16 protein-coding genes are annotated in these 24,483 nt (G+C 42.3%); 2 read left to right on the top strand and 14 right to left on the bottom strand.

The genetic code is table 11. From position 1 onward, the window contains the following. Positions 1-55 precede the first annotated feature (55 nt). The 12 genes from ACS8FD_RS07175 to sdhC form a co-directional block, all read right to left on the bottom strand. A complete protein-coding gene (locus tag ACS8FD_RS07175; protein ID WP_439275152.1) occupies positions 56-3,010 on the bottom strand; it encodes a glycosyltransferase in 2,955 nt (984 codons plus the stop codon). A gap of 86 nt (positions 3,011-3,096) precedes the next feature. Further along, a complete protein-coding gene (locus ACS8FD_RS07170) occupies positions 3,097-4,545 on the bottom strand; it encodes a hypothetical protein (RefSeq protein ID WP_439275151.1) in 1,449 nt (482 codons plus the stop codon). A gap of 54 nt (positions 4,546-4,599) precedes the next feature. Then, on the bottom strand, positions 4,600-5,652 hold the full coding sequence (galE, locus tag ACS8FD_RS07165) for a UDP-glucose 4-epimerase GalE (RefSeq protein WP_439275150.1): 1,053 nt from the start codon (positions 5,650-5,652) through the stop codon (positions 4,600-4,602). Positions 5,653-5,767: 115 nt separating this feature from the next. Further along, the gene (sucD, locus tag ACS8FD_RS07160) at positions 5,768-6,643 is read right to left on the bottom strand and encodes a succinate--CoA ligase subunit alpha (protein WP_439275149.1); all 876 of its coding nucleotides are present in this window, start codon (positions 6,641-6,643) and stop codon (positions 5,768-5,770) included. Between the two features lie 121 nt (positions 6,644-6,764). After that, the gene (gene sucC, locus ACS8FD_RS07155) at positions 6,765-7,931 is read right to left on the bottom strand and encodes an ADP-forming succinate--CoA ligase subunit beta (protein WP_439275148.1); all 1,167 of its coding nucleotides are present in this window, start codon (positions 7,929-7,931) and stop codon (positions 6,765-6,767) included. A gap of 249 nt (positions 7,932-8,180) precedes the next feature. Further along, on the bottom strand, positions 8,181-9,632 hold the full coding sequence (gene lpdA, locus ACS8FD_RS07150) for a dihydrolipoyl dehydrogenase (RefSeq protein ID WP_439275147.1): 1,452 nt from the start codon (positions 9,630-9,632) through the stop codon (positions 8,181-8,183). A 273-nt stretch (positions 9,633-9,905) separates the two neighbouring features. Beyond that, positions 9,906-11,177, bottom strand: coding sequence for a 2-oxoglutarate dehydrogenase complex dihydrolipoyllysine-residue succinyltransferase (odhB, locus tag ACS8FD_RS07145; protein WP_439275146.1), 1,272 nt, complete (start codon positions 11,175-11,177; stop codon positions 9,906-9,908). 164 nt (positions 11,178-11,341) lie between these two features. After that, positions 11,342-14,227, bottom strand: coding sequence for a 2-oxoglutarate dehydrogenase E1 component (locus ACS8FD_RS07140; protein ID WP_439275145.1), 2,886 nt, complete (start codon positions 14,225-14,227; stop codon positions 11,342-11,344). Positions 14,228-14,895: 668 nt separating this feature from the next. Next, on the bottom strand, positions 14,896-15,606 hold the full coding sequence (locus tag ACS8FD_RS07135) for a succinate dehydrogenase iron-sulfur subunit (protein ID WP_439242272.1): 711 nt from the start codon (positions 15,604-15,606) through the stop codon (positions 14,896-14,898). 178 nt (positions 15,607-15,784) lie between these two features. After that, positions 15,785-17,635, bottom strand: coding sequence for a succinate dehydrogenase flavoprotein subunit (gene sdhA / locus ACS8FD_RS07130; protein WP_439275144.1), 1,851 nt, complete (start codon positions 17,633-17,635; stop codon positions 15,785-15,787). Between the two features lie 250 nt (positions 17,636-17,885). Next, a complete protein-coding gene (sdhD, locus tag ACS8FD_RS07125; RefSeq protein WP_439275184.1) occupies positions 17,886-18,269 on the bottom strand; it encodes a succinate dehydrogenase, hydrophobic membrane anchor protein in 384 nt (127 codons plus the stop codon). 2 nt (positions 18,270-18,271) lie between these two features. Then, complete coding sequence (gene sdhC / locus ACS8FD_RS07120; RefSeq protein WP_439275143.1) at positions 18,272-18,661, bottom strand: succinate dehydrogenase, cytochrome b556 subunit; 390 nt, start codon at positions 18,659-18,661, stop codon at positions 18,272-18,274. Positions 18,662-19,674: 1,013 nt separating this feature from the next. Between sdhC and gltA the strand changes: the two genes are divergently transcribed. Further along, positions 19,675-20,970, top strand: a complete 1,296-nt coding sequence (gene gltA / locus ACS8FD_RS07115) for a citrate synthase (RefSeq protein ID WP_439275142.1) — start codon at positions 19,675-19,677, stop codon at positions 20,968-20,970. 93 nt (positions 20,971-21,063) lie between these two features. On the opposite strand, the gene ACS8FD_RS07110 is transcribed toward gltA, so the two are convergent. Both ACS8FD_RS07110 and ACS8FD_RS07105 read right to left on the bottom strand, forming a co-directional pair. After that, the gene (locus ACS8FD_RS07110; protein ID WP_439275141.1) at positions 21,064-22,041 is read right to left on the bottom strand and encodes a hypothetical protein; all 978 of its coding nucleotides are present in this window, start codon (positions 22,039-22,041) and stop codon (positions 21,064-21,066) included. Positions 22,042-22,194: 153 nt separating this feature from the next. After that, complete coding sequence (locus ACS8FD_RS07105; protein WP_439275140.1) at positions 22,195-22,749, bottom strand: type IV secretion protein Rhs; 555 nt, start codon at positions 22,747-22,749, stop codon at positions 22,195-22,197. Positions 22,750-23,121: 372 nt separating this feature from the next. Between ACS8FD_RS07105 and ACS8FD_RS07100 the strand changes: the two genes are divergently transcribed. After that, positions 23,122-24,411, top strand: coding sequence for a replication-associated recombination protein A (locus ACS8FD_RS07100; protein WP_439275139.1), 1,290 nt, complete (start codon positions 23,122-23,124; stop codon positions 24,409-24,411). Positions 24,412-24,483 lie beyond the last annotated feature (72 nt).

The following is a 24,483-nucleotide window of genomic DNA, read 5'->3' as shown; positions in this document are numbered from 1 at the left end:
TAAGTATATAGAATTTCAACTCAGCTAGCTACTTCTTCTAAAATAGAAATATGCTTTAATTATCCGTCTCAAATAGCGCATTAAAACCGTCCCAATTCAGTTTTTTGACATTATCAATACACTCTTTACCGATAGAATCAATTTGGTTCTCTTTATGTATTCTATATAACATGTTGATCTTTTTAACTATTGTCTGTTCTGATAAATCTTCCAGAAGAAGATCAACACTAACATCTTTAGTAAGATCTTTTGTCATATTTGTAGTTGGTAAAAGGCAAGGTACACCAAACCCCATTGATAAAATAGCAGATCCAGAGGTTAAAATCTTCTTATAAGGAAATACAGAGATATCTGATACATTATATATTTTTTGTATTTCTTCATTTTCTAGAAACTCATCCATAAGAATAATCTTATCACTCTCTATAACTTTATTCTTGAAAATTTGATTTTCTTTATCAATACGGCCTGCTAATATTAAGAAGGTATTACTATTAGTCTCACTAAACTTCTTGAAAGAAGATATGAGCAATTCAATACCTTTATATGGTTTAATCTGACCAGTAAAGCAGATTACAAAAGAATCGTTCGGTATGCCTAACATTTCTCTAGATTCCTCTTTACTTAAATAATTAGGGTAAAAAGGTATAAAGCTTCCATGTTCAATTACTCTTATCTTACTATACAAACTATCGTCTAAATAAATTAACTGATAAAAATCTTTTTCGTTATGTAGGTGTATTCTATAACTCAATTCACCTATTTTCTTTCTATAATAATTCTCAATCTCTATAAATTTTGAATCGTGTTCTGATTCGTTATGTATAGTCCAAACAATTCTGCCTCCTAAATCAGAAAATATATGCAATTTTTTTAAGAAACTCTCAAAAAGTTTAATAATATTTTCTTTACTATCTTTTTTCAAATCAGCAATTTTGTTCAACCAGTGTAGATGAAAATAAACTTCTTTTCCGTTATCCTTTAGAGATTTTATTGCGGAATCTATATCTCCAGATAAGACGTATTTATCTTTTAATAAACTAGAGTACATGAACTTTTGATAAGGATTACTAGTTGTATAGTCTGGCCAAAAAAATATGCGGGTTTGTGGATTATTTAAATAATAGTAATTTATAGTTCTCTTTGATTGATCACCAACAAAGTGACTACCAAAATAATGTTCTAGACCTTGTCTCATAAGACTCATTTTTTGAACTTTAAGTGTATTTTCAGTTTGCTTATCAACATTTACAATTGAAGTATTACTACCATGCCATCTTCTTTGATAGAGAACTTTATCATAATGGTAACATTCAGTTATCTCTGATATTTTCAAGAAAATATCATAATCAACTGCATTTTCAATATCTTCTCTAAAACCTTCAGTGCGGTGCCATATTTGTGAACGGAACATTCTTAAATGATGTATTATAGAGGTCATCATCATTTTTTCTCTAGAGAATATCGGGAAGTTATATTCGTCCTTTATATAGTTTCCAGTACTATCGATTCTTTCAGCAGATGAATAAACGCAACCAACCTTGCGGTTATTATCTAAATACTCTACGAGTTCAGCTATAGCTGTTGGTTTTAATTTATCATCGGAGTCCAGTTGTGCTATATAAATGCCAGAACACATATTGATTGCTTTATTTGAAGCATAACCAATACCTCCATTAGGCCCAAAAATCACTTTAACTTTAGAGTTTTTACTATATTTATCTGTTAGTACTTTTTTTGTCTCGTCTGTTGAACCATCATCATAAACACAAACTTCTAAATCCTGAAAGGTCTGTTCCAGAGCTGAATTGATAGCTTGAACAATATATTCAGCATTATTATAAGATGGAATATAAATTGATACTTTAGGCAGAACATTTTTTTTACTGTATGTCTTTCTGTACCAATGCGCTGCACAGTAGTCTTCAAATGCTTCGGTCCCTTTAATGCTATTAACATCATTGGCAGAATAGACTCCTAATGCGGGAATGAAATACTTTCCACTTAAATACAGTCTATAAGCTAAATTTTTAAAAGATATTGCTCCATCAAATATATTTGGATAAAATCCTCCAATAGACTCGAACTGTTCACGAGTCAAAGTCAGATTAGAAAAACCTACTTTTCTGAATGGATAGAGTTCTTTTTCCCAAGATGATTTACTATCAATATTAAGTGTTATTTCTTCTTTTTCTATATTTTTATCATATTCTAAAGCAAAGACTGTGAGGTCAGTAAAATTATAGTACTTAACTATCCTCTCAAGCATAAACCTTGATATTTTAAAACTTGAGATTTCTGGGAAAAAACAGATTATGTCGTATTGTATACTTTCTATAATACTATTAAGCTGATCTAGAGGTTTTAAAAAATTATAGTTATATACTAAAAGCTCACCAAAACTTCTGACAACTCCATTAGAAATATCAATTATAAGTAGCTCATGTTCAAAATAATCATTTTTTTGTGCATTAACAATCTTTAATAATTGCTCTAATTCCTTGGTATTTTTCACAAACTTCACTATTAGAAGTTTTTTTCTTATTAATTTATAATTGTTCGATAAATACTCTATGCTAGAACTAATATACTCATATTGGTTAATATTTCCTATTATCTTATTTAGTTGCAGATCAAAGTTATATCCCGATGGGTATTTCCTATCTTTACTTATCCTTCTGATAGGGGTTATTACTTTTTTCTTATGGCTATCTATTACCTGATAAACATCAAGTGGCGTACTAATGTAAGGCGCTTTGTTTACTAATATCTCCTTCAATACATCTAACTGCTTTTCAACTAAATCCTCATTTAAAGAACCATTTAGAAAGCTAGTTTTAAACACTTTATAGGCTTCATTATAATCCCCCATCTTTATATCACATAAAAAAACATTAAACCTAATCCAAAATGCACGAGGGTTAGAACTTAAAAACTTCAAATAAAATGCTTTGGCTTTTTTATAATCTTTAAGAAAATAAGAATCATTAGCTTTTTTTAATTCATTCATTTTTTTTACCTAGTAATTTAATTTTAATTACGATACTGAAATATATCTCATGTATTTAATTTAATTTGAATTAATTGTATTATATTTCAACTTTTCTTATTAATCCTATAAAAACTTATTATCTGTTGACTTAAATCTCTTGGTAACCGATATATTCTTTTGGGTGAATTTAAGCTATCAACTAATACTTTACCTACTCTATAAGACAGATGTTCTTTTACTCTCTCAGCTTCTTCCCAATCCTCGTATACATCAATATTAGGTAAGTTTTTTAGATCTAACTTAGTTTTGTGAAAATCATTATATTCCTTAAATAAAATCAAAGGTAATTTAACAATACCTATAGGATTTTTAGCTTTGACTATTTTATTTCCTATTCTATACGGTAAATCTTTTTTTACTCTATCCGCTGCACCATATTGGCTTTCTCTTTCTACTTTATCTTCTATAGTATTAGCATTACTTATACTACTTTCGCTTTTTAAAACTTTATTTTCAGTATGTTTTCTTGTTAATAGTTCTTGTAATTGATGCACTTGAGTTATTAGTAAAGTATTTTCTTTTACTAATAACTCATACTCAACTTTCATATTATCTTTAGTAGAGTATTTATTTTCTATATTATTCAAATCTAAGCAATAGTTCCTAAACAACTGGTATTTACCTTTTTCCTGCTTACCTGAATCTATTTTCTTCAACTCTTCTTCAAATATTTGCTTCTTCGTTAAATAGTATATACTTTCTTTTTGTTTACTTAATTCTTTTGAAATAGTGATCAATCTAGAAAGCTCAGCCTGCTTAGTTCTATAGATTGGCTCACTGCTTTTTATAGCCGCTTTATTCAGTAGTGTATTAAACAGCTTGATTACTTCTGGATATTTTTTTAGGATTTCATTATTGATATAATCTATCGCTGCACCACTTTGGTTAACAGCATCAGTATCATTATTTGAGGTTGGATCTGTAGCATCTTTAAATACTTGCCAATGCTTTTTTAAATATAAATCACTAGAAATAGACTCAACTTGCTTTCCTAGATTGCTAATGTTATCAACTGCACAGCTGCCTTCGATAAGTATGGCTTTATCTTCATGAGCCTCAAGTGTTTCAAGCATTTTTTGATGGTACTCTACCCATTCAGACATAACTTGATCGATGGTGTCTACCGTTATATCTGCGCTTATTGATTCACCTAACAGATAACTTGGATGATCAAATACCAATATAAACCTTGCTTCCGACTCTAACTGCTGCCAAAGATCCATAGCGAACAGGTTTTTTTCAGCCGACCAGCCCCAGTTTTTAATATCTAAATTGGACAATAGCAGATCAACCATCACATTATCAGCCAACTTATTATGAGCGGCTAATATTCCTGCACGAGACACTATCTGATACAACTTATCTGCCACTTGCTGTGCGGTCATATTATGAGTATAACTATCAAATGGCTGACCCAATCCACGCTCATACAGTTTTTGCATAATGACATCTGAGTAAGATGAACAATGTCCAGCTTGAATAAGAATACTCATAAGACCCTCTTTATAAACAGTTAAATTAAGAAATTACAAATAATATATCTTAGACTATGCATACCCATTAGGATTCTTGCTCTGCCAACGCCAGGTATCTTGGCACATCTCAGTGATAGACAGCTTGGCTTCCCAGCCTAATAACTCTTTGGCTTTATCCGCACTGGCATAGCAACTGGCAATATCCCCTGCACGGCGGGCAGCGAATTGATAAGGAATAGGCTGTTTAGAAACTTTGGTAAACGCTGCAACCAAATCTAATACCGAGGTGCCTTTACCCGTTCCTAGATTAATAGGTAAAAAACCGACTGAGCCAGCTGCATCCGAGCTGCTGTTTGAGCTGGCGTGTTGCTGTAAATAATTCAGTGCGGCCACATGACCTTGCGCCAGATCAGTCACATGGATAAAGTCACGCACGCCTGTGCCATCAACCGTTGGATAGTCATCGCCAAAGATACTCAATCGCTCAAGCTTGCCAACGGCAACTTGTGAGATATAAGGCATCAAATTATTAGGGATGTCGTTTGGGTCTTCACCGATCTGACCGGAGGGATGCGCGCCAACAGGGTTAAAGTATCTTAGGCTGATTAAGTTGAGACTAGGATAAGCGGTCGCTAAGTCTTCTAGCATATGCTCAATCATCAGCTTGCTTTGACCATAAGGATTGGTACACGAGCGCGGGGCTGTCTCATCAATCGGTAGGGTCTTAGGATCGCCATAGACAGTGGCTGAAGAGGAAAATATCAGATTATCGACTTGATGCGCCATCATGACCTCTAGCAAGGTAATGCTACCACTGACATTATTGTCATAATACATCAGCGGTTTGGCAACCGACTCGCCAACGGCTTTGAGTCCTGCAAAATGGATGACGCCAAAGAACTTATGCTCATCAAACACCTGATTCAGGCGCTTTTTATCACGGATATCGCCTTGAATAAAGTCAATAGGGCGATCAATCAAAGCGGAGACGCGGTTGATAGCCTCTACACTACTGTTGGATAAATTGTCATAGACCACCATCTCGTAGCCTGCCTCGTGTAGCGCAATACAGGTATGCGAGCCAATATAACCCGCGCCACCTGTAACTAAAACTTTGTTTTTCATGATGTTCTTAATGACATAAAAAAGACACCCCATTGTAGGGGTGTCTTCAGCATTTTTCAATACTGATTAAGGGTTTATTTAGCAAACTTCTGTTTTTATCTAACAGCGTCAGTGATTACCAGCCCGTCACTTCTTTTAGCTTCTCGCCGATTTTTGACGGATCGCGCGTGTAAGCGATGCCCGCATCTTCAAAGGCTTTGAATTTCTCTTCAGCTGTACCTTGACCGCCTGAGATGATCGCGCCAGCGTGGCCCATACGCTTACCAGCAGGAGCCGTAACGCCAGCGATATAGCCAACAACAGGCTTAGTAACATTGTCTTTGATATAAGCAGCGGCTTCTTCTTCAGCCGTACCACCGATCTCACCGATCAGTACGATAGCTTCGGTTTGTGGATCATCTTGAAACAGTTTTAGTGCATCGATCTGGTTCATACCAGGGATAGGGTCTCCGCCGATACCGATACACGTTGACTGACCGAAGCCAAGCTTAGTGGTTTGTGCGACCGCTTCATAAGTTAGCGTACCAGAGCGTGAAATGATGCCTACTTTACCCGGCAAGTGGATATGACCTGGCATGATGCCGATTTTGCATTCACCTGGAGTGATGACGCCTGGGCAGTTAGGACCGACCATACGTACATCGCCTGCTTCTTCGATGTAGCGCTTCGCTTTTAGCATATCGATAGTCGGCACGCCTTCAGTGATGACGATAATTAGCTTGACGCCGGCATCGACCGCTTCAACGATAGAATCGAGTACAAATGGCGCTGGCACATAGATGACTGAAGCGTCTGCTTGCGTCTCGCTCATCGCTTCCGCCATAGTGTTGAATACTGGCAGACCTAAATGCGTTTGCCCGCCTTTACCTGGCGTCACACCGCCAACGACCTTAGTGCCGTATTCAATCGCTTGCTCAGAGTGGAAAGTACCGTTTTTACCAGTGAAGCCTTGTACCAATACTTTGGTATCTTTATCAATTAATACACTCATTATTTTTCCTTATATTCGGTTGTCTTATAGCTGTTTGTAATAGAGGCTTGCTCGCTTAAATGGGCAAGCAAGCGGCAACTATTACAGCTGAACTCTACTGTTAACTCCTATTAATGACAGATTAGGCTTGCACAGCATCGACGATTTTTTGCGCAGCGCCTGCTAAGCCTTGAGCGGAGATGATTTTGACATCGGACTGCTCTAGGAGCTCGATACCTTTCTCAGCGTTGTTACCCTCTAAGCGCACAACAACAGGTACTTGTACATCGACTTCTTTAACCGCGGCGATGATAGCTTCTGCGATCATGTCACAGCGCACGATACCGCCGAAGATATTGATCAACACACCCTCAACACTGCTGTCTTCTAGAATGATTTTGAACGCTTCAACCACGCGATCTTTGGTTGCGCCGCCGCCTACGTCTAAAAAGTTAGCAGGCTTGCCGCCATATAGTTTAATGATATCCATCGTCGCCATGGCAAGACCAGCGCCGTTGACCATACAACCGATGTTACCTTCTAGCGCCACATAGTTTAGATCGAACTCAGCCGCTTTTAACTCACGCTCGTTTTCTTGCGTTTTATCTTGTAGCGCGGCGATTTTTGGTAGGCGGAATAGAGCATTTGAATCGATACCAATTTTACCGTCGACGCAAACGATCTCGCCATTTTCGCGTACTGCTAATGGGTTAACTTCAAGTAAAGCAAAGTCGTTATCGACAAAGGCATGATAAGCGCCAGTCATAGTTTTCACAAACTGATTGATCTGCTTGCCTTCTAGACCTAGCTGGAATGCCACGTCGCGCGCTTGATATGGCATTAAACCAACTAATGGATCAACGGTGACTTTGAAGATTTTTTCTGGGGTCTCGTTAGCAACTTCTTCAATATCGACACCGCCTTCGGTTGAAGCCATAAAGGTCACACGGCGGGTAGAACGATCGACAACTGCGCCTAAATATAGCTCAGTCTGTACCGGATACATATCTTCTGCAACTAAGACGAAGTTGACCGGTTGGCCGTCAGCGTCAGTCTGAAAAGTCACTAAGTTAGTGCCAATCAGTTCATCAGCAACTTGCTTGGCTTCTTCACGCGTTTTGACGAGCTTGACGCCGCCAGCTTTACCGCGGCCACCCGCATGAACCTGCGCTTTAATAACCGCGATGTCCGTTGGCGTCTTATCAAAAGCGGCTGCAGCTTCGTCACCGCTATGAGCGATGATACCTTCTTGGATGGGCAGGCCGTAACTTTTTAATAGCTCTTTGGCTTGATACTCGTGTAAATTCATTGATTGTATCCTTTATTTTTTTCAATTGAAAAGGTGATAATAAATAGTCGAGTAAACGCGCTACGATGTGACTGATAGCGTGCTTAGTTTTAGCGCTAGCCGTACTAATAAATACCGCTAGCGACTTATGCGCTTAGATTTGTCCGAATAACAGCGCGTTAGCGTGCCGACTTGCCAGCTATTGGCGCTTTAATTGCCATCTTCTCTAGGATTAAGTGATGACCGACTAAGGACAAACCTGCACTGTTACTATTTACGTTTTTTACGCTGAATGGCGTGAATAGCACGGCCATCAGCAGATAAGGCGGCTTCATGCACTGCTTCTGAAATCGTTGGATGGGCAAACGTCATCAGCTGCAGATCTTCGATACTAGAGACAAACTCCATCGCGATCATGCCTTGATGAACGATGTCGCCAGCGCCGGCAGAGATAGCATGCATGCCTAATAGGCGATCGGTCTTAGCATCAGCAACCACTTTAATCGAGCCTTGCGCTTCGCTTTGTGCAAGAGCACGACCGTTAGCGGCTAGATTGAATGAGCCAGTTTTGACCTCGTAGCCAGCATCAGCGGCTTCTTTTTCAGTCATACCGACCCAAGCGATTTCTGGATGAGTATAGATGACGTTGATGATAGTGTCGTAGTTGACTTGCGCTTTTTCGCCATGGATGCGCTCAACCGCCATCATACCCTCTTCCATCGCTTTGTGCGCCAGCATCGGACCGCGTACTAGATCGCCAATAGCATAGACGCCATCTAGATTAGTTTTGCACTGATCATCGACATCGATTAAACCGCGTTCAGTGAGCGTCACACCGCTATCATCGCCAAGTAGCTTTTCAGCATAAGCACGGCGACCGACACAAACGATCAATTTGTCGAAGCTTTCATCTGATGCTTCGCCTTTGTTTTCACTAGTGACGACGACTTGGCCATCTTTGACTTCAGCATTGGTCACTTTGGTATCGACGCGGATGTCCAAGCCTTGTTTTTTGAACATTTTGCGCGCTTCTTTAGCGATATCTTTATCCGCAGCGGCTAAGAATTCAGGTAGTGCTTCATAAACCACGACTTCAGAGCCAAGGCGACGCCATACTGAGCCGAGCTCAAGGCCGATGACGCCAGCGCCAATCACGCCTAAACGCTTTGGCGTTTCAGTGAAGTCAAGCGCGCCAGTCGAGTCAACGATATGTTCGTGATCTACTTTGGCAACAGGGATATCAATAGGCACAGAGCCTGAGGCTAAGATGACGTTCTTCGCGGTGATCGTGCTTTCAGCGTCGTCCTCTAGAGCGACGAACTTGACTTTTTTGTCAGCGCCTTTACCGTCGACTAGCGTGCCCCAGCCTTGTAGCCAGTCGACGCCATTGCCTTTTAATAGTGCCGCGACACCGCCAGTTAACTGCTTGACGATACCTTCTTTACGCTCAATCATCTTCTCAACGTTGATGCCGACATCGCCGGTACTGATACCATGCTCATCAAGATCATGCTTAGTGGCTTCATAACGATGTGAGGTATCAAGCAGTGCCTTTGAAGGGATACAGCCAACGTTCAAGCAAGTACCGCCTAGCGCCGGCTCGCCTTTATAGACGCGCTTTTCGATACAAGCGACGCTCATGCCCAATTGTCCGGCACGAATAGCCGCTTCGTAACCACCAGGTCCACCGCCGATAACGACTAGATCATAATTATCTTTCATAGTAGTTTCCTAATATTTCTATAATAAAATTTAGTTTGGCTCTATGCTGTTGACGCTATTCTCGCTTGTAGAGCTACTTATTTTAATTGATTCATAATGCATCAAACTCAAGATATATAGTTAATATACTATCTTGGCCGGATGGTTCATCTAAAATGAATAGCGAGAGTTGTCAGGTGAAGTTTATTGTTTTAAAAAATAGACAAGACAGAACGCTTATTAGCATAAAGGTAAAAAGCTTGTATTAGCGATTGCCAATACAAGCTTAGAAGCTTATAAGTCTAATAACAGCATGGTTGGGTCTTCAACGAGATCCTTGAGAGTGACCAAGAACTGTACGGCTTCTTTACCATCGATCATGCGGTGATCATAAGATAGCGCTAGGTACATCATTGGTAAAATCTCAACCTTACCATCAACAGCCATAGGACGATCGTTGATCGCATGCATTCCTAAGATAGCGGTTTGTGGTGGGTTCAAGATAGGCGTTGACATCAGCGAGCCAAAGACGCCGCCGTTAGAGATAGTGAAAGTACCGCCTGTCATTTCATCAAGACCAAGCTTACCGTTTTGCGCTTTACCGCCAAGCTCACGGATTTTGCTTTCGACATCCGCCATGCTCATCTGATCGGTATCACGTAGTACGGGTACCACTAAGCCGCGATCTGATGATACAGCAACACCGATATCATAAAAACCATGATAGACGATATCATCGCCATCAAGTGAGGCGTTAACCGCTGGGAAACGTTTCAATGCTTCAGTCGCTGCTTTAACGAATAATGACATAAAGCCAAGACGCACACCATGACGCTTTTCAAACTGATCTTTGTACTTTGTACGCATATCCATCAGCGGCTTCATGTTGACTTCGTTAAACGTGGTCAGCATCGCCGTTTCTTGGGTCGCTGACAATAGACGTTCAGCAACACGCTTACGCAGACGAGTCATCGGCACGCGTTTTTCGCTACGCTCGCCAGTAGATTCAGCGACTGGCGTACCCTTGTCGTTTTTGATACTGCTATCGGCTTTGAGTTTAGGGCTAGCCATATCTGATTTGGTAACGCGGCCATCACGACCACTGCCTTCAACATTCTTTGGATCAACGCCAGACTCTTTAGCCGCTTTACGGACTGCTGGGCTTTGATCTTTATGATCGTTTTCTTTCTTATCCGTCGCTTGTACTGGCTCGCCGCCGTCGGCTGCTTGTTTTTTCTGTACAGGGGCAGCAGGCTGGTTTGGATCGACGGCTGGAGCTTCCGCGTCCTCATCAGCGCTGTCATCACTACCACTATCGGTACTACCGCTAGCGCCAGCTTCAAACTCAGCGATCAGATCATCTGACTCAACCGTATCATCGACTTGCTTAACGATTTTGGTGACAACACCATCATCCGGGGCAACCACTTCTAATACAACTTTATCGGTTTCGATCTCTGCTAAAATATCATCACGGTTGACTTGTTGACCTTCAGTAACGTGCCACTCAACAATCGTGCCATCGGCTACCGATTCTGGAAACACGGGGGCTTTAATCTCAGCCATCGATATACTCCTTAGATTGGGATAAATACTATTTATTATGAAATTGCGGTAGGCAGTCAGATTATTTATTTAAGTACTTTGTTTCAATACTTCTCTTAAATGAATAATACACTGACTGCTACCACCTGTTTATTCGATCTTTTTCAAGCTAATACTTTCAAAAATTATTTTGTCAGTTGTGACACCTCTACACCTAAGCCGCCTGCAATTAAGTCTTGCTGCTGACTAGCATGTAATTTTGGCGATCCGGTAGCTGGTGCGGCACTTGCTGGACGCGCAACAGGCTCCATCACTTTCGCTTTGGTTGGGTGCGGTACGACAATACGGAACATATGCGGCGCTAGATAATACCAAGCCCCTTGGTTCAAAGGCTCTTCTTGCGTCCAAACGATCTCTTTTAGATTGCTGTATTTATCAAATTCAGCAATCAAGCGCTCTTCTGGCAGCGGGTACAGCTGCTCAATACGCACAATCGCCACATGATCTAAACCCAATTCGCGGCGCTGCTCAAGTAAGTCATAATAGACTTTACCGCCGCAAAGTACTAAGCGAGTAATCTTGTCCGCGTTTTGCTCATCGATCTCAGGGAGCACGGTCTCGAACTTGTGACCACTAGATAAATCTTCTAGCTCTGAGGTGGCAAGCTTATGACGCAGCAAGCTCTTCGGCGACATGACAATCAAAGGCTTACGAATCGGACGTACCGCTTGGCGACGCAGGGCGTGGAATATCTGCGCTGGTGTCGTTGGGGTAATCACTTGCATGTTATCTTCTGCGCAGAGCTGCAAGAAGCGCTCAAGACGAGCTGATGAATGCTCGGGGCCCTGACCCTCATAGCCATGCGGCAATAACATGGTTAAGCCGCAAACGCGCTGCCACTTCGTTTCACCACTAGCGATAAACTGGTCGATGACCATTTGCGCGCCGTTCACGAAGTCGCCGAACTGAGCTTCCCATACGATTAACGCATTGGGCACAGTAGTAGCATAGCCGTATTCAAAAGCTAGCACTGCCTCTTCTGATAATAGCGAGTTATAAGTTGCAAATCGCGCTTGATCGTTGCTCATATGCGCTAGTGGCACGTACATACTGCCATCAGTCATATTGTATATCTCGCTATGACGATGCGAGAAAGTACCACGGCCAACATCTTCCCCAGTGATACGCACTAAGGTTTTATCATGTTCGACTAAACTGGCATAAGCGAGCGTTTCAGCCGCACCCCAGTTCAGTGGCTCTTCGCCGGTTTGCATTGCTAGGCGCTGATCAACCACTTTTTGCACTTGGCGTTGTAGCTTATAGCCTTCAGGCATCGTCGCCATCTGTTTACCATAGCCTTTTAAAATTTCGATATCGACGCCAGTATCCCAGTCATCTTCTAGCTCATGACCTAAGTATGGTGTCCAATCGACAAACAATGCTTCATCAGGCTCACTCACTAACGAGTTAGCCACATATTCGCCGCGATCTAGCGATTCGCGATATTCATCTTCATATTTTGCCGCTTCGTCTTTACTAATTACGCCCGCTTCAATAAGCTTATTGGTATAAATAGTACGCGTTGTTGGCAGTTTTTTGATCACTGAATACATCAGTGGCTGCGTGGCTGAAGGTTCGTCCGCTTCGTTATGACCATTACGGCGGTAGCAGAATAAATCGATAACGATGTCTTTGTCGAACTCATGGCGATAATCTAGCGCTAATTGCGCGGCAAAAACTACCGACTCAGGATCATCACCATTGACATGAAGAATAGGCGCATGCACCATTTTTGCAATATCGGTACAGTACTCTGTCGAGCGTGCATCTTCTTGACGGCTAGTCGTAAAGCCAACTTGGTTATTGATAACGATATGCACCGTACCGCCGGTCGTATAAGCACGGGTCTGTGACATCTGGAAGGTTTCTTGTACGACACCTTGCGCAGCAAAAGCGGCATCACCATGAACGACAATCGGTAGTACCGAGTTGCCATCTTTACCATGGTCTTTTGGTTGGTCGTTGCGGCGAACTTGCCGTGCGCGTACTGAGCCTTGTAGTACAGGCGCCACAATCTCAAGATGCGAGGGGTTAAAGGCTAAGGCCAAATGCGCCTCTCCGCCAGGCGTCATCACGTTTGACGAGTAGCCATTATGATACTTAACGTCACCTGAGCCTTTTTCTGGCTGTACTTTACCATCGAACTCATCGAATAAATCCGCTGGGTTCTTACCTAAGATATTGACCAGTAAGTTGAGACGTCCACGGTGCGCCATGCCGATAACCATCTCTTTAGTACCATAGCCACCAGCGCGTTGGATGATTTCGTTAACCGCAGGAATAAAGCTCTCACCGCCTTCTAGACCGAAGCGTTTCACCCCAGTGTATTTACGCGCTAAGTATTTCTCCAGTCCTTCGGCAGCCGTTAAGCGCTCAAGAATAGATAAGCGTTTTTCTTTATCGAATTCTATATGGCCAAGATTACTCTCCATATACTGCTCCATCCAACGCTTCTCCACGCTAGTGGTCACATGCATATATTCGATACCGATATAACGGCAATAGACGCGCTCCATGATCTCGATAATTTCACGCAGCGACGCTTCAGGCTTGCCAATTTTTAGATCGTTAGTGGGAAAGATGGTATCTAAATCAGCTTCTGATAGATTGTGATAGGCTAGCGTCAAGTCTTCGACTTTATCGCGTGGGTGCAAATCTAAAGGATCAAGCTGCGCGCGGCGATGACCACGGCGACGATAAGCGGAGATGAGCTGTTGCACGCCCATTTGCTTAGGGTCAGCACAATGAGCGGTACTGCTATCACTACTAGCAGCCGGAGCACCAGCTTTACTTGCCGTCTGATTGCGTGCCAGTAGCAAAAACTGATCTTGAATGGCGTTATGCTTAGCATCATTTGGCGATTGATATTGTTTAAAGTACTGCTGCCAATCTTCATCGACGCTGTTGGGGTCGGTTAAGAACTGCTCATAAAGCGCTTCTATATAATGAGCATTATCAGCGGCAAGTTCTGTGTAACCTACATCGGCTTTTCTTTGAGTTGTACTATTCATAATAATCGTCTATTTCATAGATAAATGAATGGGAATTGCGGGTTGTACTTATAATTATTAGAGTGTTTTGGCTAAATTAACTATTTGTGAACGCTCAGTCTTATTATCTTAGTCGTTTGATAATAATAATTTATATATACTAGCTCTAGTCATAACTATGTCTATAAGTTAGTTTTTGCTCTAAGACGCTCACTATGACTGTCATAAATCAGTAATAGCTTCATTACTCAAGAATACTTGTTAATAATTTAATAATAGCGACTTATTATTAATAACCATTTCGTTAATAATAATTATTTATAAAGTTTACTGATTATTAGTATTCTTGCACTTTCGCTATACAATGCTCCCTAGGGTAGCACGGCCTACCAACTAACCATAGTTTGTTTGTTCAATACTAGGTATTTAAGTAATGAATATTCACTATCATAGCAGACGTTAACAATAGCTATCTTACTATCGAGAAACATAAGATTTAGCAGAGAATCGGTAAATTTCGTCAATTCAGCTCATGCTGCTAATGATAACATTTTCGCTCGTAAGTTTTTATGGCTAGTTTGTGATTATCGTTGCACTTAACACAAAATATTAACAAAAGAAAAACACCGCCTTGAGACGGTGTTTTTGTATCTGATAAATAGTGGGTCGCTAGAAATTGATCTACTATACTAACCGGCTTGATCGATAAGCAAATTACGTAGATGACCAATAGCTTTGGTTGGGTTCAGGCCCTTTGGACAGACTGAAACGCAGTTCATAATACCGCGGCAACGGAACAAGCTGAACGGATCATCTAAGCGCGCTAAGCGAGCTTGCGCATCGCTATCACGACTATCGGCTACGAAGCGATAGGCATGTAACAACGCTGATGGTCCCAAGAACTTATCCGGATTCCACCAAAATGAAGGGCAAGCGGTTGAGCAGCAAGCACAAAGAATACACTCATAAAGGCCATTTAGCTGCTCACGCTGCTCAGGAGACTGCAAACGTTCCGTTGGCGGTGCTGGCTGATCGTTGATCAAGTAAGGATGTACTTTTTCATACTGCTCGTAGAACTGGTTCATATCTACTACTAGGTCACGAACGACTGGTAGCCCAGGTAGCGGTCTAATGGTAATCTTTTCAGGCAGCGTATTCATGTTAATAAGACATGCTAAGCCATTTTTACCATTGATGTTCATACCGTCAGAACCACAAATACCTTCACGGCACGAGCGGCGGAAAGTGATGGTTTCATCTTCTTTCTTTAGGCGTAATAATAAATCAAGCAACATACGATCTGACTCTAATAGTTCAATCGTATAAGTTTGCATGCGCGGCGCTGCGTCCACATCAGGATCGTAGCGATAAATTTCGATGGTGCGAGTACCTCGGCTCATATTGCTAAACTCCACACTTAGTAATGGCTGGCATACAAGGGTTCTATTCTCTTAGCGTAAAGTGCTGTTGAGTAACTTGTAGCTGGCAGTAAGCTGCATTAAAGTAAATATCTTAATATTTCTACTGGTACTAGCGAATTAGTATGCGCTAGTACCAAAAAATCCAAGTAGCGATTAATTAATAAACGCGAACTTTTGGTTCAATATAATCGACCGTTAATGGAATCTTGCGCACAGGCTTATAAACGATACGGTTATCATCAGAGTACCAGATAGTGTGCTTCATCCAGTCGTGATCGTTACGACCATTTGGTGCGTAATCGTCATCTTCAGGACGGTCATAGTCAGCGACACTGTGCGCGCCGCGGCTCTCGTGACGGCTAGCCGCTGAAATCATGGTTGCTTTGGCTACTTCGTATAAGTTGATCACTTCAAAAGCTTCGATACGAGCAGTATTAAATACTTGTGACTTATCCGCTAAGTGAATATGATCGATCTTCTCACCTAGTGCTAACAGTTTCTCTACGCCTTCATCCATCAGCGCTTGAGTACGAAAGACACTAGCATGCTTTTGCATAATAGCGCGAATCTCATCAGCAACTTCTTGTGCATTGTAGCCTTCAGTTGATTGCTGTAGCTTATTTAAGCGGCCTACAGTGAAGTCTAACACATGCGTATCAAGCGGCTTGTAGTTATGATCATTGTGATGATACTCATCAACGATATGCTTGCCCGCTGCACGTCCAAATACTACTAGATCAAGCAGTGAGTTAGTGCCTAAACGGTTAGCGCCGTGGACACTGACGCAGGCGCATTCGCCAATAGCGTATAGACCTTTGACAATCGTGCCTTCAGTATATAGGCCTTCGTCGTTGGTACCAGCTTCTAGATTCGGGGTAATGACCTGACCATGAATAGTGGTTGGAATACCGCCCATCATATAGTGAATCGTTGGAATTACCGGAATAGGCTCTTTGGTGATATCGACGTTAGCGAAGTTTTTACCAATCTCAAACACCGATGGCAAGCGCTTCATAATGGTATCTACACCTAAATGCGTCATATCCATCACGATATAATCAGCATTCGGTCCACAGCCGCGGCCTTCTTTGATCTCTTGGTCCATAGAGCGCGATACAAGATCGCGCGGCGCCAAATCTTTAACCGTTGGCGCGTAACGCTCCATAAAGGCTTCGCCATCTTTATTACGTAAGATAGCGCCTTCACCGCGGCACCCTTCAGTCAACAGTACACCGGCTCCTGCCACACCCGTTGGATGAAACTGCCAGAACTCCATATCTTGTAGAGGCACACCCGCGCGAACCGCCATGCCGATACCGTCGCCGGTATTGATATAAGCGTTGGTAGAAGCCGCAAAAATACGACCTGCACCGCCCGTTGCGAGTACAGTCACTGGCGATTGGAATACCGCAACGGTACCCGTTTCTTGCTCAAGAGCGATGACGCCGTTGATATTACCATCTTCGTCTTTGATCAAATCAAGAGCAATCCACTCGATAAAGAACTGGGTGCCTTGTTCAAGGTTTTTCTGATATAGAGTATGCAATAACGCGTGACCCGTTCTATCAGCTGCCGCACAAGCACGTTGTACCGCTTTTTCGCCGTAGTTTGACGTATGACCACCAAACGGACGTTGATAGATTGTGCCGTCTTCGTTACGGTCAAAAGGCATACCCATGTGCTCAAGCTCGTAAACCACTTTCGGGGCTTCACGGCACATATATTCGATAGCGTCTTGATCGCCTAACCAATCTGAGCCTTTAACCGTGTCATAGAAATGAAAATGCCAGTTGTCATTGCTCATATTACCAAGGCTTGCACCGATACCACCCTGAGCGGCTACGGTGTGTGAACGCGTTGGGAATACTTTAGTGATTACCGCGACATTCATACCCGACTCAGCCAGTTGTAGTGAGGCGCGCATACCTGAGCCGCCACCACCGACGATGACTGCATCGTAGTTAAGGGTTTTAATATTGCTAATAGTATTATCTTGTCTTGTTGCCATTGTGATTTTCCTAATGCCTGTTTGTGCTCGCGCCTGTTTTATTGATACAGGATGCCAGCGAAGTAACTACAAGGGCTATCTACTATCTAGATCTGTACGTCTGTAAAAGGTAAAGGATTTGGCTAGTTATCGCTGCCATTCTTAGTACTTATTTATATGGTGACTGATTGGTAAGCTTTAAAGCGCTAAGTTTGACTCAAAGGTTTTAACCCAACTACCCAATCCTCTATCAAAGCGCTACGCTCAAAAGTTATACAGCGATAACCCCAAAGCCATTGCCCCAAAAGATCATGATGCCCCAAAATACGTAAACCAAAATCGCGGCAACCATCAAAGCTTGTAAGAGTAAACGCAGACCGCTCGACTTGACGTAATCGGTTAATACCGTCCAAATCCCAACCCAAGCATGTCCTGCTAGCGCGATGATGGCGACTAAACTGAATAAACGCATAGGCAAGCTAGTAATAAAAGCGCTCCACTCAACGAAGCCCACACCACTGTGCGTTAAAAAGTAACCCAGTAATACAAGGCTATATAGGGCCAGTACTAAAGCGCCAAAGCGCTGTACTACCCAATCGCGTGAGCCTGAACCGGTAAGACCGGTAGCACTTTTGACACCTGAATTATTTTTTATCATTAGAACATCACCCATATAAATGACGCGACAATCAATATCGCTGCAATCACAAAGCTAACCACTGCCGCAGTGCGACCTGATTTTAGCTCTTCGTTCATCCCTATATCAGCAAGTAAATGCTTCACACCCATCACGAAATGGTAAGAGATAGCCGCGACAAATATCCAAGCGACAAAACGCACTAGTACATTGTCGAACACGGTTGCAAAGCTCTCAGGCGAAGCCAAAGAAGTTTGCAGTAACCACAACATGACAGGAATAAGTAAAAATAGAATAATGCCAGAGATACGATGCATGATCGAGGCAATCGCAATCGGTGATTTAGCGTTTATGGTAATCACTTGGCTTAAGGGCAGATCAATAGGTCGGTTGCTTTTCACAGCGGGCATCCTTTTAGCGGTTATACTCGAGTTCTACTTATGGTCTGGCAATCATGTACCAAACGCACTGAGCAACATACGAGATGAATAAAATAAGGAAGAGCTAGCTGACTTTGCTAAATGCACGTTACGCCATCATGGTGATATGACATACTTACTAAGCGATGATTGAATTATTCTGACTAGTGCCTGTTAACCACCATAAACACAAAAAAAAGATAACGCCATCGGCTCATCTTTATTAAGAATAACTACATGATCATCATTCTAAAAATAGAATAAATAACAATAACATTCAAGTCTTAAACGCTTTTTAATCCCTAAAATGCCCTATCAATCGTAACAAGATATTAGAAAACAACCTTATTAGTCATTAACTTTTGATAGGTTTGCATCAAATTAACAAAGCGTATGCCAGTTAAATTACCGCAATTATAAAATGACTGGCGTCTAATTACAAACTTATCCCTGAAATAGTCACTTTTGTCGTTATTTTTACAAAAACTTAAGCTTTGGTAATGGTTGGTTTAACTTTTAGATCTGACTATCCTTATAAGGGCATATCCTTTATAAATGCATAACACAGCTGTATATCTGCTCACATTGAGCGCACTATCGTCATGGTGCTGCTACTTTGTACTTATTTGTTTTCGGTATTATCCTTTATATAAGCCTAAAATATAATGCTCTCAGCTTATTTTTATCAGCAGCGTTTGGCTTAGTGTGGGGTTAAAAACAGACGAAATTAACGCTAAATTACAGTTTAGACATATTTTGATACAACTTATCATCCTTTTAGCTGCCTTTAAAGTCTATGAATTTGGTGTTTGCTAAGAAAAGTCTTTTCACCTCTCCCTGAATTACTGCTAATATAGCTTACATATGAAGTGAGCGGCGTGCAAAGTAACCGCTCCTCAGTAATGACTTAACCAGTAGCGAGAGCAATCGTTACAATTACACAGTATGACGCACTAGCAAGCGTCGCTTTTACATTCATGCGCTAAAACAATGGAGAGGAAATTATGGCTGACAACATTAAGTCAAATAATGAAGCCAAACTAACCGCAGAGGGTAAGGAATACCAACTTCCTATTATTCAAGGTACTTTAGGTCGTCCGGTTATCGATATCGCTGCCCTGCAAGATTCAGGCTTTTGGTCTTATGATCCTGGCTTTAAAGTGACAGCTCCTGTTGAATCAAAGATTACTTTTATTGATGGTGGTAAAGGTGAGCTATTATATCGCGGCTACCCTATCGATCAGTTAGCAAACCACGCTGAATACTTAGAAGTTGCTTACGCGTTGATTCATGGCGACCTACCAAACGCAGAACAAAAAAAGGACTTCTTTGAGAAGATTCGTCAGCATACTGGCGTCCACGATCAGCTACGTAAGTTTTTTGAAGGCTTCCGTCGTGACGCGCATCCTATGGCGATTATGGTCGGTGTCGTTGGGGCGTTATCCGCGTTTTATCATGATAAATTAGATATCAGCGACGAAGATCATCGCGAAATCACCGCTATCCGCCTGATCGCAAAAATGCCGACTCTAGCGGCTATGAGTTATAAATACTCTCAGGGCGAGCCGTTCATGTATCCGCGTAACGACTTTAGCTACGCAGAAAACTTCTTATATATGATGTTTGCAACCCCTGCTGATGTCAATTATAAAGTCAATCCTATCCTCGTCGATGCAATGGACAAAATCTTTACCTTGCATGCCGATCACGAGCAAAACGCTTCGACCTCTACCGTACGTCTAGCGGGCTCTACAGGCGCAAACCCTTATGCGTGTATCGCTGCGGGTATCGCCGCTTTATGGGGTCCATCACATGGCGGCGCTAATGAAGCGGTCCTTGAGATGTTAGATGAGATCGGTAGCGTTGAAAACGTGCCAGAGTTTATGGAAAAAGTGAAAAGCCGTGAAGTGAAACTGATGGGCTTTGGTCACCGTGTTTACAAAAACTTCGACCCACGCGCGCAAGTACTGAAAAAAGCTTGTGATGAAGTGTTAGAAGCTTTAGGTATCGACGATCCTAAGCTTGAGTTGGCTATGGAATTAGAAAAAATCGCCTTAGAAGATCCGTTCTTCATCGAGCGTAACCTCTATCCAAACGTTGACTTCTACTCTGGTATTATTCTAAAAGCCATTGGTATTCCAACGTCTATGTTTACGGTTATTTTCTCTTTAGCGCGTACGTCAGGTTGGATCAGCCACTGGATCGAGATGCATAGCGCACCATTCAAAATCGGTCGTCCGCGTCAGCTCTATACTGGTCAGAAGCATCGTGACCTTGTCAAAGTTGAAGACCGCAAATAAGGGTCAACGATCTAGATATTGTACTAACATAAGCACCAACATAAAAAATCCCGCCGATAAGCGGGATTTTTTATGCTCAGTTTTTATAATCAATTACTGAAACTCTTTTAAGGTCTGCTCATATTTTGCAATTTGCTCATCATAATCTTTGATTGTCTTATTAAACTTAGTCATCAGCTCCTCAAACTCTTGCTGCTGCGCGACTTTCATCTCTTGCATGTAGCTGGCTTGCCGAGCTTCTATCTGTTCCCAAATCTGATGCTGAACAATGAGGCGCGCTAATGCCGGACTTTTGGCATTGAGCCTATTAGCAAGCTCAGTATGCTCAAACAGCTGCGGTATCAGAGCAGCGATATTTATTAAGGTATTCACCTCGGCGCTACTCAGAGGCTCAGACATTGGCTGATAAAGCGCGTCAATGGTTTGCTGGTAGCTGTCGATGATTTGATTTTTAGTCAAAATCGTCGTTTCTCGCGGCTCAGCGCTAATACGTCTTAATACGGTTAGATCACGCTCACCGACCTCAGTGCTGCTATTTGGTTCCAATTCAGTGTTAGCGTCGGTATTGGTATCGGTCTCGGGCACAGCGTCAGAGTCAACCGCTTCGAGTTCAGTATTAGTCGTGCTACTATTATTTGCTACAGTCGAGTTTGACTCGGCAGAAGTATCTACTGTTGCCTCATTGTCATCATTAGCAGCATTATTTAGTAATAGATCATCATCACTAGTGGTCGTATCAGCCGCTTGCAATGATTCATACTCTGCTTGCAACCGACGTTGTAAGCTTTGCATTTGCGCAACGTATACTGGCTGCAGCTGCTTGATATAAGCGGCGGCTGAATCACTTTGGGGTACAGGCTTCGTCTCTTCAGCAGCAGTCTGCTCTCCAGTATTAACCGTGCTATCATCAACTGTTGACTGCGGCTGACATCCAGCTAATAGTGATGCTGCTAATACCATAGTCATCAGCATCCGAGGCGACTGGCGGCAAGCAGACGTAGCAGGTTGCTGATAACGATTTTGTTGGCCATTCGCATCAGTATCAGGTCTAAAAAGCGGAAAATTAAGCATCAGAAAACATATCCTTTGTTAAGAGCGCCGCTACAAAAGCTAGATTGAAGTATAAATTGCTACCTTTTACTCACTTGCTCTTAGGGCGTATTTATTTTTTATTAAAAAAGTGAGTAGCTTCAATCATAGCGATTATGGCTGACAATCTGAAGATTAAATAGTGAACGAGCTGTCGCTATTAGTACGCCTATCGGGTTTTGTTTGTTCAGTCGTTACTGTCAAAAAAGGGATGCACTCCTCTAAATCCCAGCAATCGTGCCCAAGCTTCTTACGGATAAAATAGTCTTGCACCATGCGCGCTTGCTGCTCAATACCATATCTAAAAAACGATTTGCCAGCTTTTAGCTCATAAGCATAACGCCGATTGATCAGCGCTCCGCGTACTACTTTTATGCCTTGTTGCCATTGCCAAACGTGAGTGAGCTCATGAATCAGCCAACTTTGCTTACTAAGCGAAGCCTTGCTAAAGTCAGCGAGCCAATTGTCGGGATGAAAGTAAATATGACCATTGGGACTGACCGCGTAGTTTTTTAGCACCCACCAAGCGGTCCGTAAGCACACATCCTGCAACTCAATGCTCGCACCAAACACCGAACGCGCTAGCTGTTTTTCGTCCGTAGTCGATGGTCGTGATTGTTGTTTAAAACGAGCCTGGACTCTTGATTTAGACAACAGTCGCGATAAAGAGTTAAGAGAATAGCGAGACATAATTGGGACTGCCTTAAGGTGATTATGGAGGCTTTGCTTACTGTTATTTTTTAAGCGATATAGTCAGTTCGAACTAAAATCGATACGCTATAAAGCATGTGAAAAATTTAAATTATTAATTCAAACGCGCTATAGCAATACGTTTTACGTAGTTTCTGCATCAGCAGTAAGCAAGATTGATACTAGTTACGCTGTAATAGTTTCGAATTGAACCCGCTATAGAGCACCACCGTTTAATTATTAAAACAGAAATATTAAAATCAATCCACTTGTGAATAGCGAATATGCCCTAATATCTAAGAGGATAGCCATTTTTGGGAGTGCGCTTTTTATTTTAAGAGTGCCTTACTTTTAATATGCCTTAGGAGTTTTATGCCCCCTGCTTTTCACGCTGATACCCCTTTAGCACAGCGTATGCGCCCTACTACTCTAGATGATATCATCGGTCAAGAGCATCTATTAGCCGATGACGCACCGCTGCGGCGTTTGGTTGAGCAAAACCATCTATCTTCTATAATTTTGCATGGGGAAGCCGGCATTGGTAAAACCACTATCGCGATGCTATTAGCAGAAGCAGTAGGTCGACCGTTTCATGCGTTATCAGCTTTGAACACTGGCGTTAAGCAACTGCGCGAAGTGTTGGATAATAAGGACTCACTGAGCTTTGAGTCGCCGGTGTTGTTTATTGATGAGATCCACCGGTTCAATAAAGCGCAGCAAGATGCTTTGCTTGGCGCGGTAGAAGCGGGCGATATTACTTTAATTGGTGCGACCACCGAAAACCCTTCTTTTAGTGTTAATAATGCCTTACTGTCTCGTTGCCAAGTTTACCGCTTAGAGCCGCTTGATACCGAGCAAATCGCTGCCGTATTACAGCGGGCAATCACTCAAGATACGGTACTAAAAGCTCTAAACATTGAGCTACAAGCGCAAGGTTTTATCAGTGAGCTGGCGCATGGTGACGCTAGAAAGGCGTTGAATCTACTAGAGCTTGCGGTACAGACGGCTAATCCTGAGCACACCACTATTATCATCGATGATGAGATTGTCGGGCGCGTGGCACAGACAGCATTGGTGCGTTATGACAAAGATGGCGAGCAGCATTACGATATCGTCTCAGCGCTGATCAAATCGGTACGCGGCTCGGATCCAGATGCAGCGCTTTATTGGATGGCTAGAATGCTAGTCGGCGGCGAGCCTGCTGATTTTATCGCGCGGCGTTTGGTCATTTTAGCGAGCGAAGATATCGGTAATGCCAATCCAAATGCGCTACTGCTCGCGGATGCAGCCTTGCGTAGCGTACAATCTATCGGTATGCCTGAGGCGCGAATTATCTTAGGACAAGTGGTGGTTTATTTAGCCACTAGCGCGAAGAGTAACAGCACTTATAAGGCGATCAATGCGGCGATGAGCTTAGCACAAAAGGACGCCTCCCCTGTACCGCTGCATCTGCGTAATGGCGTGACTAAGCTGATGCGTAATGAAGGCTATGGCAAAGGCTATATCTATCCGCATAACTATCCCAACCATTACTACGCACAAAACTACTTGCCTGATAATCTACTCGGTACAAGCTTCTATGAGTATGCTGACAATCAGCGCGAGCAGCATAGTAAGCAGTTTATGGACTGGCTCAAGAGCCAAGCCGCTAGTAACGATTAAAGCGAGCGCTCTAGAGAATAATGTTTTGTAGTACAGCACGTAACCGTATCTACTGTTACAATGATGCACCGC

This window comes from Psychrobacter sp. 1U2, from assembly GCF_051847575.1.
The sequence above is the reverse complement of the archived record's forward strand: the minus strand, read 5'-3'. Positions and strand labels throughout refer to the sequence as shown.